We start from the raw sequence: 13,169 nt of genomic DNA, 5'->3' as shown, positions 1-13,169 counted from the left end.
GATTTGAAAATTCAAAGGGTTAGAAAGTTTAAAAGTTGCAATGTTTTAAAGTTGGAAAGAATTTAAAATCCTCCTTATTACTTCCCACTTCAAACTTCTTACCAACCTTTTACTATTTACTTCCCACCTTCTACCTCTTACCATTTACCTCATACTTCCAACCTCGTACTTCCTAACACTCCCAACCATGTGCATTGCGTACTTCGATCATTTTGGCAAGGATGTCGTTCCATGTCTGCTGTTTGCCCATCACGGCATTGGGAAACATACAGCCATCCCAACAAATATGCTGGAAAGCTTTGGTCAGCACGCCGTCTGCATTTCGCAACCAATGGCCCGCATCCTTGGCAATGTCAAGCTTGCCATTTGGATCGTTAGCCAAGCAATGTCTTCCGGTTTTGTCATGCGAGCCCGAACCGAAAACTGTACCGTCATTTTGTGCCACATGAAAATCAATGGTCCAAGGTCGTAGTGCTTTTGTCAATTTTTTGAATGCTTCATCCAATGTTTCCCTGTCATTCCAGTCAAAGTTCTTTGGAAGAATCCTGTCATCAGGACTGTTGTAGCCCAGCATGTAGAGGAAAGTATGTGACATATCCGCCTGGAATCCGATGTTTGGCCTGTTGGTCTGATCAAGGGTATCCACCATCGCCCTCCAACTGTGCATGCCACCCCAGCAGATTTCACCTTCGGCAGCGAGTTTTTCTCCATAATCCGCAGCCACATCACAGGCTTCTCTGAATGTCTGTGCAATCAGTTTGGTATTGTTGATCGGGTCCTTGGCCCAGTTTTCAACACTGCTAGCCGAATCGATCCTTACTATTCCGTAAGGTCTCACACCAAGGTCTTTGAGTTTTTGACCGAAAACACATGATTTGCGGACCATTTCCACAAACAGCGCACGGTCTTCCTTACTTCCCATAGCAGGTCCACCCCAAATCGGAGCAACAAGGCTTCCTATATTCAGGTTGAGTTTCTGTACTTTTTCTGCCAATCTCTTGATACCGTCATCAGACATATCCAGATCAATATGTGGATCAAAAAGTCCGATATCAATACCGTCAAACTTTACCCCGTTGACTTCTGCGGCGGCGGTGGATTGCAGCATGTCATCAAATGAAATGATTGGCTCTGAGTCGGGGCCTTTCCCCACAATACCCGGCCAAGTCGCATTGTGTAATTTTGGATAGTTATTTTGGGACATGGTTATTTTGGTTATTTGTTAATGGTTATTGGATGGATTTATGGTTATTTGATTAACTGGTTAACTGATTTCAGAATCTGAGCTTTTCTCGCTCCTTATCTCATTTTTACTTGGTACTTGATACTTTGTACTAAAGCTATCAAAGCTTCAAATCCGGATTGTCAGGACCGAAATGCTTCAGCATGACAATGGGGTCGGTTTTTGAATGGTTTGTGATTTTGACACCGGCCATAGCGGCCTTTTCGCTGACGAAATATTCGTCATGGGTCAACTGTCCAAACCGGATCAATGCCGGGGTTTCGATATCCCAAGCACCCATTTTTCCATGGCCCTGCATCATAATCATACCATAAGCGGCATTGTCAGTAATGGTTACGGTCTGACCCGGAAAGACGGTTAGTTCTTTGGCACTGTAGTCGTGAGAGCGATAGCAAATCCAAGATTCATGGTATCCTGCAGCATGCATTTTCTCGGCGTCATGCACGGGCTTTGGTTCCATGTAGTGGTTGTCCATCAGGTTAGGATTGACATTCAAATCCCAGTCGATCATCTCCAACAGCAACTCATAATCTCCGATCCGGTCTTTTGGCGTGGCATTCCACAGGAGTTCATCTGGAATAATTGCCTCATTGACCAAAGACTGGTACATGGCAAAAATATCAGAAGCTTTTTGGGGTTCATAGGTACACAAACTTCCGGGTGCATGCAGCATTCCGGGAGGCACGTCCCAGCCTGTTCCGGGCTGTAGTCGGAATGCCTGTGAATAATTGGTGATCTTGTTGTCTCCCTTATTGAAGTTTTTCAGACAGTCTAATATGGTTTCCTTGGATGTCCCCGGTGCAATTCCGAAGAAAGTATAGGGGAAATCCCCGCCGTGGTTATTCACCTGCGGTGGAAAATAGTATGCTTCGGGCTTTCCGTTTTGTCCTGTCAGCGCACCGAATTCATCACTTGGATGGATATGGTGAGGAAGCGGGCCCATATTGTCAAAAAACTTGGAATACATCGGCCATGATTTGTATTTGTCCCATAGCCTGTCACCGATGATTTTGGCCCCGATGTCGGCTATGGCATCTTTCAACAAAAAAAGCTCGGTTTTGCCACTGTCTTCAAAGGCAATGTGGCTGAGTCCCTCATTTTTACTGGTCAAAGGTCCGTTTTGCGCGGCAGTAGTCGATGAAAACCAACGCTCATCAATTCCCCCACGGGCTCCCCCAAGTGCGTAGTAATCATCAGGATGGAGTTTGATCCGCCTTCCTGGAACACAAAAAGAACGCGGCACCCATGTTGGGGTCAATCTCAGAATTCCTTCTCCTTGGTCTAATGCTTTTTTTGCCAAACTCATGGTTATTTTTTGGTTATTGGGTTGTTGGTTGATTTATATTCTTTATACTTTTTATTCGATATTAATGGATCCCGATAGCTATCGGGATGGATATTCATGGATATTATTTAGGTAGTAATACTTTGAGATTTGCAAGTTGTCAATTCAGATTAATTCATTTATTCTGAGGAATTCTTCAATCTATTTATCCATTGTCAAAACCCTAATCTCTAGGTCATAGACTCTTTTTTCTTTAGGTTCCAATAGGATCAGTGTTCCGTTTTTTCTTGCATCGCTTTGGCCGATTGGTGGATTGGTGGCCGGCTCGAGCGCAGTTACATATTCACCTTTGCCCCAATGCTGCCAGTTGATCAGCCATGGCAATTGATTTTTATTGAACGTCAGTGAAAGTCCGATTCCAAGATTTCGGTTGACAAATCCGCAGTTACTTTTTCCGTTTTCATCGGCTTTTGGATCAATGAAGGCTACATCTTCGCCAAATCCTGCATGGGCATCCATCGGCGCAGGGCATTTCTTGAAGTTATTATTCGGGTTGAAAATCCTGTTGTTCGGATCGTTGTCCATCGAATGCCAATTTCCTTCCCACACGATATCTGTTCCTTCATCAATCAGCGGCCAACCGCAATTCAAATGATAGAGCAACATGTGAGGTGCCGGCGTATTGCCAAGGTTGGTGATTTCATCCCTGACCTTTATAACAGGCTCTCCTAAAACGCCCGAAATGGTTCTTTTCATTTCCAATGATGGGCCAAAGCAGGTAGTCTCCCGAATGATCCCGGTAATGCTCATTTCCATGTTTCCATTGAGAGGATCAGGTTGAATGATGGATGTGATTTCGGCAGGGATATTACTTGCATTTCCATGTAATCCTCTATTTCCAAATTCATCAGATTCGGGACCGCCAACATGCGAAAGCCCGCAGGTGGTCAACAATCCTCCTCCAAATGTCCTCAGCCAATCTATCCCTTTATTTGAAAACGGTTGGGGTGAAGTGACTCCTGCATGGCTGATCCAAGCAAGGCTGTGTGCATTGAAGAAGGCATCGGAGATGTCCATTCCTCTGTCAAGTACTACTTTATATCTCAGTCCCGTTCCGGTATTGATCCAAGCGATCCGAACTCCTTTCCCCAATCCATTGTCCAAAACGGAAGTTTCGATCCCACCCAATTGCTTGGAGTTGGAGATTTTGTTTTTCCAGGTGGACTTCTTCAGCTCATTCAAATCGCTCATATATCAGGTAAGATATTCAAAATTCAATTTATCAACTCAAATCTTTGTCAGTATCCTGTTCTGTCAGGTTGGTTGGGACTAGTCTTAAAATTAACTATTTATCAACCACAAAAAAGCCAAAAACTCTTTTTAGTCAATTTGCAAACAGAAAATGCACTGTGCCATTTATAATTACCGTCTCATTGATTTTGGTCTTGAGAAATACTGTGTGTAAAAATTACGAAATCCATTTTTCACCTTTTTACCCATTCATAAAAAATAGATGCATATCATCAATACGTTCTCCATTGAAGGATAAATTTGATTATCTTAGAATTGACTTAAACCTAAAAATAAATGAAAACCATTAAAACACTTCCGGTCCTTTTTGGGATCATTTGCTTCTTTCTTGTTTTGGAAGTTTCTGCCCAAAGTAAAAAAAGAGATTATTATGAATTGAGGATTTACCATATCGAAAATAAAAGTCAAGAAAGCCAGATTGACAATTATTTGCAAAATGCTTTGCTGCCTGCCTTGCATAGAAATGGTATAGACAAAGTCGGTGTTTTCAAACCGATTGCAAGTCAACCAGATGCCGGCAAAAAAATCTACTTATGGATCCCTTATAAGTCCATGAAGGAATATGTGGGCCTGCAGGCAAAGTTGGATAAAGATGCCACTTACCTTGGAGCAGGAAAAGACTATATCAATGCTCCCCATAATAATCCCCCCTACAAAAGAACGGAAACTTCCTTGCTACAAGCTTTTTCCAGCACGCCAAGATTCACGGAATCAAATGTGGAAGGGCCAAAAAAAGACAGAATATATGAATTGAGAAGTTATGAGGCCGCAACAGAAAGATTGTATAGACAGAAAGTAAAAATGTTCAACGAAGGAGAAATTGACATTTTCCTAAAATTGGATTTCAATCCTATATTTTTTGCTGAGACATTGGCAGGTGCCCAAATGCCCAATTTGATGTACATGACGACATTCCCCAACATGGAATCAAGGGACGCGCATTGGAAAGCTTTTGGAACTGACCCGGATTGGGACAGGATGAAAGTGATGGAGGAATACCAAAATACAGTTTCTAAAAATGATACCCGACTGCTTTATCCGACTGACTATTCGGATATCTAGAATATTGTAATGTGAATGGAAAGGGTCCAACATGTTTTATCATATTGGACCTTTTTTTATTGGTAAGAAACGAAAATCCTTATAGCTCCTTCAATTGGATATTGCGGAATTTGACCTGCATCGGAGGACCTACATGGACCTGAATTCCCAAAAGCCCCTTCAAACTCCTGTTGACAGTGTCTTCATCCACCACTTCACTGATTAGGATACCATTGACAAAGTGCTTCATCACATTGCCTTGGACCACAAGATGGATCATATTCCAATCCTCACTTTTGATCAGCGTTCTTAAGGAATCAGGATCTCCCAATTCTTCGGTAACGCGAAGACCCTTCCACGCATTTCTTTCAATGTTATCCCTTAATTCTCCTGCCGGAGTTTGGGGATCGATGGTGGTTTTCTGACCGATATAGGCCAAAGTGGTGCGCTTTCTTTCTTCGTAGTTTTGTCCGGTATAAGCATTTTTGCCATCAATATCCGCCTGATAACCACGCAATGCAAAAGGAAGCTCTGTGAATCTTTCACTCCGGTAATTGATGCCGGAATTGCCATCCTTGGTGATATTCACTTCAAGTTTGAGTTCAAAATCCGATGGTTCACCGCCCTGCCAAATCAAAAAGGAATTTGCTTCAAGAATGGTCTCAGGTGTAATTTCGCCTACAATATTGCCACCTTCCACCCGCCAATATGTCGAATCGCCTTCCCATCCTGCGAGGCTTTTCCCATCAAAGATGGATACAAAACCGGCAGGTTCAGGACTTGCAGTTGCCGGGACAATACCCGGTTCCCCGCTTTTCATTTCGGTATTGTGAGCGGGATTGTTACATGATGCAAGACAGGCAAATGCCAGAAATGCCACTGCAGATATTTTTGTCAAATAGACTTGGCTTCTCATTTGATTTTATGTTGAATGCTTTAAATGAATGAATTTTTTCAATTATTTATAAACTTCATGCTCAGCATTTCCACCTGAAATCAGGTAAGCCATCAAGTCCTTTAATTCCTCCTCATTGAGCCTGTTGATCATTCCGGGCATCATGACAGAGATGTCGGAAAGTTTTTTATTCTTAACATCTTTTTTGGCGATCTCCCTGAGCACATCTGGAGCAAAGGGGTTTTGGGAAATGAAATATTTGTCTGCGTCCTCATTCGTCAGTTTACCTAAAACCGAACTACCGTCAGCCAGATAGAAAATGGTGGCGGCATATTGGTCGGAGATGGTATTGTTTGGATTGATGGTCGCATCGAGAATGTCCTTTGCTGAGAACCTCGTCCCCAACTGTGTCAGGTCCGGACCGACAATTCCTCCTTCACCCTTCATGGTATGGCAGGATTGGCATAATGTTGCGGCGTACATGGCTTGACCTTTGACCAAATCCCTTCCTTTGAGATCCGCCATCAATGGCAAAGCTTCTTCCACAGTCCATCTTTTTCCCGGACCGACAGGCTGCACATCACTGACGATAAGGTCATTGCCACTACCGGTCAGCATGGAAGCTCCCGACATGTCATTGTATTTGTCAAAATCAGATTTGGGCACATGTGTCAAAGCCATTTTCCTAGCCCTGTCAATGAATCCGACATAGCTTCTACCTCCTTTGTATTGGAAGGCGTCATGGATCCAGGTGAAATATTCTTCCTGCAATTCAGGTGTCCAACCCGTTTTGGCATTTCCCAAAACCGTAGCCAAATAGGATTGCTGAGCCGGAGGAACACTCGCGAGCATTTCCGCAATGTCCAATCCGTATTGGGGATTTCTCAAGATCAAATCCGAAGAAGAAGTAAATGTCTTCTGATATTCCGCATCGTCCTTGGCCACTTTCAACAATGCCAAAGTTTTGGAAACAGCCTCCGGAGCATCGATGTAGACCAAGACTTTACTCAAAGCCCTGTCAAGGTGATTGTCATTTGAAGGGAAATTAGGATTCAGGTATGCCACTAGCTGAGACTTTAAATCTCCTGCAGGGACACCTTGTCTGAACAGCGTCAGTTCAAAGGCACGGATCAGGTTTTGCTTATCAGTATTGCTCAGACTTCCATAATTTACACCCATCATTGCCTGAAGCATCTGTGGCTGCTGGGATTTGTCAGCATGTCTTGCCATGGCAATCATGGTTTGGGTCAGGATTTTTGGATCTGTTTCAGCCAAAGCTTTGTCTTTCCATTCACTGATGGGTTGATGCTCTAATGCGATTCTTGCCGCATATTGGATAAACCTGTCCTCATCCTTCAGGTAAGGCCATGCAAAATCCACCGCTCCAGCTTTGGGTCCTCCGGTGTGGAATTCTTCCAGTTTTCTTCGGGTTTGAAAGGCTTCAGGAACTTCAGCTGATGCGCTGCTTACTTCGGTATCTTCATCCCCTGCGTAATACACCCGGTAAACATCGGACTCCAACCTTCTTCCTCCCGTCATAAAATACATAGCTCCGTCAGGACCGATGGCTCCGTCGGTCAGTGCCAATGGTGAACCTGAAATAAACTCCTCAGCTGAAGCAGAATAAGTAGCACCTGATGGAGTCAAGGTGACCGCATAAATAATCCCAAAACTCCAATCAAAAGTATAAAGTGCTTTTTGGTACTTCTCAGGGAATTTTGAACCTGTTCCAAACATCACGTTTGTAGGAGAACCTTGTCCGATGTTCAATGTGGCAGGCAAGTTGTCAGGGTAATTGGGAGACCATTTTTGGTTGCCTGTTCTCCAGCCAAACTCGCTTCCGCTCGTCACGTGGCAGATTCGGGTAGGTCTGTACCAAGGCATTCCAAAGTCCCATTCCATATCCGAATCGTAGGTAAACAATTCTCCCGCTTCATTGAAAGCGATGTCGTAGGCATTTCTATATCCTACACTGAACAACTCCCAATTTTTTCCTTCAGGATCGATTTCAGCAATCCATCCTCCGGGTGCCATGCGGCTGTTGGCATGTCCACGAGGATCTTTGATCAAAGGAAATACATTGTCTTCATTCCATACCCTTGGGATTCTATAGGCATTCATTTCAGGGACATCGACATGGTTTCCTGCCACAATAAATATCGACTTCTTATCAGGTGACAAAATCATGCTGTGCGGTCCATGTTCTCCTGGTTCGCCCTGAAGAGATTTGAGCAGCGTAATCTGCTCGTATTGGTCATCTCCATCCAGATCCTGAAGTCTGTAAAGACCGGTTCCTTTGTCAAAAGTCTCATTGGCATTGTGGTTGACCATGACGTAAAGGCTATTGAAAGCAAAAAGTACACCTTGCGCAAAACCCATTCCGATCTTGTCTTCAGGTCCGGTACCGATCTTAAGTTTTTCTACTTTGGGTGCCAAAGAATCAGAACCGATCACCGGGATTTCCAAGCGGTACAAAGCACCATATTGGTCTGTGGCAATCATACGGCCTTTGTCATCAAAAGTCATCCCGACCCAAGAGCCCTGCTCGTGTTCTCCGGGACTGTAAATGTGTTCAGCCTTGAAGCCTTCAGGTAACTTTAATTTGGCAACTTTGGGATGGAGGGGTTTGCTTTCTTCCGTCCCTTTGTTGCAGGAAAAGAGAATTCCTGTGACCAAGAAAAGGCTCAGGAATTTAAAGGGTAATTTGATGTAGGACATATTTTTTTGGGATTGAAATTGTTCGGTTGATGGTTTGTTTGATTGGGTTTTATGGTAGTAGAAATTTCATTTCAATTTAGCTCAAATAGATTTTCAAGTAAAACCGTTCATGGATATACTTTTCAGGTCTTTTATTGGACTTACCCCTTCAGCAATTTCATTTCAGCTTTTCCATGTCCATCCGGTGTGGTATAGAAGGGCCGCTGCTCGATGATATAATTCGTGTCCGGAGCAATGCCCAATGAATGATAAACGGTTTGGTGGAGGTCATTTATTTTGATGGGATTTTCTATGGTTTTGCAGGGGCGCTCATCGGCCGTTTTGCCAAATACATGACCTCTTTTGATTCCCCCGCCAAACATCAACACTGAGCAACCATCTGTAAAATGTCGGTGCATGCCGTAGTTTTTCATGTCTTCGATGATTTCCGGAACTTCTACCTGATCCAAGACTTTTAGGTCGGGTCTGCCTTCTGTCAACATGTCTCTGCTGAATTCACTCGCGACGATTACCATCGTGCGTTCCAACCTGCCGCTTTCATCCAGATCTTTTATCAATTGAGATATTGGCGCATCGATCATTTTCTTCATGTCCTTCAATCGGGTATGGCCATTGTCATGGGTATCCCAACCGAAAAACGGTTCGTATTCAGTCGTCACACTGATAAATCTTGCTCCCTGATCGACCAGTCTTTTTGCCAAAAGGCAACCCAATCCAAATTTTCCATTGTTGTATTTGTCGTAGCTTTCCTTTGGTTCCTGCGTCAGGTCAAAAGCTTTGGCCTCGGGAGAATTCAAGAGCATGTAGGCTTGTTCCATGGATCTTTTGAGGGATTCCTTTTGGAAATCACTGCCAAATTCCCCCATGGCACTTTCTTTGATCAGATTTTCATAGAGTTGGTTTCTAGACTCAAACCTATTGGTAGACATTCCCACCGGAGGCCTCACGCTTTCAAGACCCGAGGTGGGATCGGGAATCAGAAAAGGCCCAAACTCACTTCCAAGAAATCCCGCACTGTGAAATGCTTTCAACTCTTCTCCTTCACCGACAGTAAACCTTTGGCCGATATTGATAAATGGAGGAATGACAGGATTGAGCGGACCCAATTCTTTGGCAATCCAAGAACCGAGATGGGGTACGACTACCGATTGCGGCGGTTCGTAGCAGGTATGCCAATGGTATTGGTGGCGGGTATGCAGGATATGTCCGAGGTCGGCAGCAACATAGGAGCGGATCAGCGTTCCTTTATCCATGATTTTTCCGATAGATTCCAGTCCTTCTGAAAAATGGATACCGTCCAAAACAGTCGGAACGGAAGGAAAGGTACTCAGCACTTCGCTTGATTGCATGCCTTTCCGGAATGGGGTGTATTTTTTGGGATCAAAGGTTTCGGTGTGGGCCATCCCTCCGGCCATAAATAGCAAAATGACCGTGTCCGCAGTAGCTGGAATGGTGATTTTGGAATTGCAAGATGACATCAAACCTGCAAAAGGAGCACCCGCAGCCATGGCAGCGATGGCGGCTGCGCTGGTTTTTTTCAAAAAATCCCTTCTGTTTAGATTGGTATTCATATTTCCTGTAGTCTTCTTTTTTTAATTTTCAGTTGCCTGTTTTTAATTTTAAATCCCCAAACTTAACATAATCTTAAGTCCCGTAGGGACTCTATATGGGTAAAATAAAAGGATCAATTACGCCACTTTTGTGCCTTTAGGTACAACATAGATTCCGTACCTAAAGGCACGGGAAATCTCCATAATCGAAATGTTTCTACCTATATTTTGTCCCTAAAGAGACGTGAGTTCGCTGGTAATTCTTCAAAATTGTTTTAACTTCCCTAAGGCATTTATGTATTGAATCTGCAATTCGCCATCTCTTTCTTAATTTTTAAAGTAGGGTTAATAGATCAATTGGAATTCAGGTAATAATACAATTGCCCAAAAGAAATCCTGTATCTGACCCACATCCGGAGAGTTCCCCAAAGCCGCCAATGCGATTTCACTTTCCTTTTTGGTTGGTTTTCGGAGCAATGCTTTGTTGTAAACCTCTGCTATAATGGTCGGCCCGTTTTGGTATTTTTCTTTCCATTGTGCTGCTCCTTTTTGCAAAACAGTGTTCAGCCGCTCTCCATTGGTCAATTCCAAAGCCTGCAGCAAACTCGCCTGTGAATCACGGTTGGTGGAGACAATCTCCCGGTTTGGTCTACCGAGAGCGGTTAGAAAGCTATTGTTGGCGACAAGGGAAGCTCGCGTATAGGTGATGTTGGAACTTTGCTCAGTGAGAAGCTGACTTGGATTGTATTTGAGGTCTTTTTCTTCAAAAACAGGACTGAAAACCTGACTGACCGCATCGGAGAATTGCTCGGCAGTCATCCTTCGCCGGACCATTCCCGCAAACACATAATCATCGGCTAGGAAGATGTCAGGGCTTTTCACTCCAAAGGAGGGCGATTGGTAGATTTTGGAGGTGCCGATCAGGAAAATCAATTCCTTGAGATCGTAATTGTTCTCCACAAAATCCGAAGCGAGCCAATCAAGGAGGTCTTGACTCCAAGGTTCATTGTCCATTTCGTCCACGGGCTCGACCATGCCGCGGCCCATCATCTGTTTCCAGATACGGTTGACGATGGTACGGTACATCCTACCATTGGCCGGTTGGACGAGGTATTCTGATAACTGCCTCAATTTTTCTGCGCGGGTGGCGCTGCTGTCCATCTCGCCAAGTTCTTCCCAAAGGATCTTGGTACTTGCCAATTTTCCGATCGGTTTTTCGCACCTGCTTACTTCCAAAGTAGAATCCGCAAAAATATTTGCGAAGGCATAGGCCTCCTCCAATTTCCAATCGCTGATAAAGCTATCGTGACAGGAAGCACATTTGAGGTTGAGTCCCAAGATCACCTGACCGACATTTTGGGCGGCCTGCATCTCAGTTCGTTGGCTGGCATTGACTGTTCCTCTCCACCTGATTCCCTCGATAAATCCTTTGGAAGCATCGGTGGGATTCAATAATTCTTTGACAAAAACATCGTAAGGCTTATTGCTTTGCAGGGATTTGTAAAGCCAATCGGTAATGTTGTAGCGGCCATTGGTGATGTAACCGGTTCCGGTGTAGTCATTTCGCAAGGCATCATTCCAAAATGTCAGCCAATGGGTAGCATAGTCATTGTTTTTGTCAAGCAACTTCCGCAGCCAAACCGCTCTTTTGTCCGGATTGGAATCTTTAGTAAATGAAGCCAATTCTTCCGGGCTCGGAACCAATCCCACCACGTCGAGGTAGATTCTGCGGAGGTAAGTCCTGTCATCGACAGGCGCTTGCCATGTAAGGTCATTTTCTTCGAAATAAGTATTCACCCAAAGGTCAACGGGATTTTCAAGTCCTGCAGTGGCAGGCGGTAGTGCCGGTTTTCTCGACGCCAATTCAGCCACGCGATACACACTCTTTTGCTCGGCGCCATCGGGCCAAGGTGCGCCTTTTGCAATCCAAAAACCGATCAGATCAATTTCCTCCTTACTCAAATGCTTTCCTTTGGAAGGCATGGCATCCTTGTGGTTTTTTGGAAGGCTGATCCTGCGGAAGAGCTCACTTTCATCAGGATTTCCGGGTGAAATAACAGCACCAGATTCTCCCCCTTGGAAGACAAACTCCCTTTCATCAAGCCTCAATTCCCCTTCGGTTTTTGCGCCGCTGTGACATTTGTAGCAGTTGTGCGCCAAGACAGTCCGGACTTCTCCGATCAACTGCATTTCTTTTTCGGGACTTAATCCCGATGCACCGCTTTCGTAAGCAGCCAAGTCAAAACTACCGGAATCATAAGTATTGCTGTTGTTCCAAGGAAAAGTTTCAGTCAAAAAATCTTCTCCATGTGTAAGCGACGCTCCAAAATGTCCCGAGATTCCGACTCCAAATGCGGCTATAAATAGAACAGTCCGGTAAGCTTTGATTTTTGCGGTTTGGTTTTTCTTCCCAACCTGATTCAAAAAGTAAAGAACAGCTACACTAAAAATGGCAGATCCAATTCCTAACCATCGGTGAATGTCAAACAGGTCACCTTCTACAGCTTCATTGTTTGCGAGCAAAAGACCAAAGACAGCCGCAATCAGCACAGAGGCAGCCCCTGCCATAACCATCAGGTTGATGCCTGGCCGTAATTTGGATTGGAATTTATCGATGGTAAATAATTCCAGCAAAGCACCAAAAAGCAGCAAGGCAATAGGAAAATGCACCACCATAGGATGGAGCCTTCCCAAAAACTGCCAAAGCCAAAAACTTTCTGAAATCATCTTAAAATTTAACTGAATTGATTTGATTAAGAAATCCTAATCCTAATTTTCTTCTCTTTTAGATAAAAATCCATCCTGTACTTTCACGTTTCTCTTTTTCAAAGGGATATTAAAATAGTTTTAATGGATGTGCCTCTTAGCCAGAAACGGTATATCCTTCTTCAGTCAGGACGGAAGACCGAAGTCGGAAGACAGATGTGTCGGGCATTTCAGTTATCGGACCAGAATTAAAATGGATATTCAATCTTCCGGCATCATTGCGCTCATACATAATATCTTTTTGCCGACTGCCAATTCCTGTTTGCTATTTGATTTCCATGTGTATACCTTAAAGGGAAATTCACCAACCGGGTTTATGCTTGCAAACAGGATATGACAGGATAGAATACTGGGAAATAA

General features: G+C 44.0%; 9 protein-coding genes. 2 read left to right on the top strand and 7 right to left on the bottom strand.

Annotated elements, in window-relative coordinates; translation table 11 throughout:
• Window positions 1-172: 172 nt before the first annotated feature.
• From M3O96_RS10845 to M3O96_RS10835, 3 genes are all read right to left on the bottom strand, one after another.
• The gene (locus M3O96_RS10845; protein ID WP_249720572.1) at window positions 173-1,204 is read right to left on the bottom strand and encodes a sugar phosphate isomerase/epimerase family protein; all 1,032 of its coding nucleotides are present in this window, start codon (window positions 1,202-1,204) and stop codon (window positions 173-175) included.
• Between the two features lie 139 nt (window positions 1,205-1,343).
• On the bottom strand, window positions 1,344-2,549 hold the full coding sequence (locus tag M3O96_RS10840; protein WP_249720570.1) for a cupin domain-containing protein: 1,206 nt from the start codon (window positions 2,547-2,549) through the stop codon (window positions 1,344-1,346).
• Between the two features lie 180 nt (window positions 2,550-2,729).
• Window positions 2,730-3,779, bottom strand: a complete 1,050-nt coding sequence (locus M3O96_RS10835; RefSeq protein ID WP_249720568.1) for an aldose 1-epimerase family protein — start codon at window positions 3,777-3,779, stop codon at window positions 2,730-2,732.
• Between the two features lie 336 nt (window positions 3,780-4,115).
• Between M3O96_RS10835 and M3O96_RS10830 the strand changes: the two genes are divergently transcribed.
• Window positions 4,116-4,901, top strand: a complete 786-nt coding sequence (locus M3O96_RS10830; protein ID WP_249720566.1) for an NIPSNAP family protein — start codon at window positions 4,116-4,118, stop codon at window positions 4,899-4,901.
• Window positions 4,902-4,980: 79 nt separating this feature from the next.
• On the opposite strand, the gene M3O96_RS10825 is transcribed toward M3O96_RS10830, so the two are convergent.
• From M3O96_RS10825 to M3O96_RS10810, 4 genes are all read right to left on the bottom strand, one after another.
• Complete coding sequence (locus tag M3O96_RS10825) at window positions 4,981-5,700, bottom strand: 3-keto-disaccharide hydrolase (RefSeq protein ID WP_249720577.1); 720 nt, start codon at window positions 5,698-5,700, stop codon at window positions 4,981-4,983.
• A 138-nt stretch (window positions 5,701-5,838) separates the two neighbouring features.
• The gene (locus M3O96_RS10820; RefSeq protein WP_249720564.1) at window positions 5,839-8,493 is read right to left on the bottom strand and encodes a c-type cytochrome; all 2,655 of its coding nucleotides are present in this window, start codon (window positions 8,491-8,493) and stop codon (window positions 5,839-5,841) included.
• 140 nt (window positions 8,494-8,633) lie between these two features.
• Window positions 8,634-10,064, bottom strand: coding sequence for a DUF1501 domain-containing protein (locus M3O96_RS10815; protein ID WP_249720562.1), 1,431 nt, complete (start codon window positions 10,062-10,064; stop codon window positions 8,634-8,636).
• A gap of 324 nt (window positions 10,065-10,388) precedes the next feature.
• Window positions 10,389-12,770 (bottom strand): PSD1 and planctomycete cytochrome C domain-containing protein, encoded by a 2,382-nt coding sequence (locus tag M3O96_RS10810; protein WP_249720560.1) that lies wholly within the window; start codon window positions 12,768-12,770, stop codon window positions 10,389-10,391.
• Between the two features lie 127 nt (window positions 12,771-12,897).
• Between M3O96_RS10810 and M3O96_RS10805 the strand changes: the two genes are divergently transcribed.
• Complete coding sequence (locus tag M3O96_RS10805) at window positions 12,898-13,146, top strand: hypothetical protein (RefSeq protein ID WP_249720558.1); 249 nt, start codon at window positions 12,898-12,900, stop codon at window positions 13,144-13,146.
• The last annotated feature ends 23 nt before the right edge of the window (window positions 13,147-13,169 follow it).

It is taken from the genome of Aquiflexum sp. TKW24L, assembly GCF_023502205.1.
GTDB lineage: Bacteria > Bacteroidota > Bacteroidia > Cytophagales > Cyclobacteriaceae > Cognataquiflexum.
This window is presented reverse-complemented; position numbering and strand designations above follow the sequence as displayed.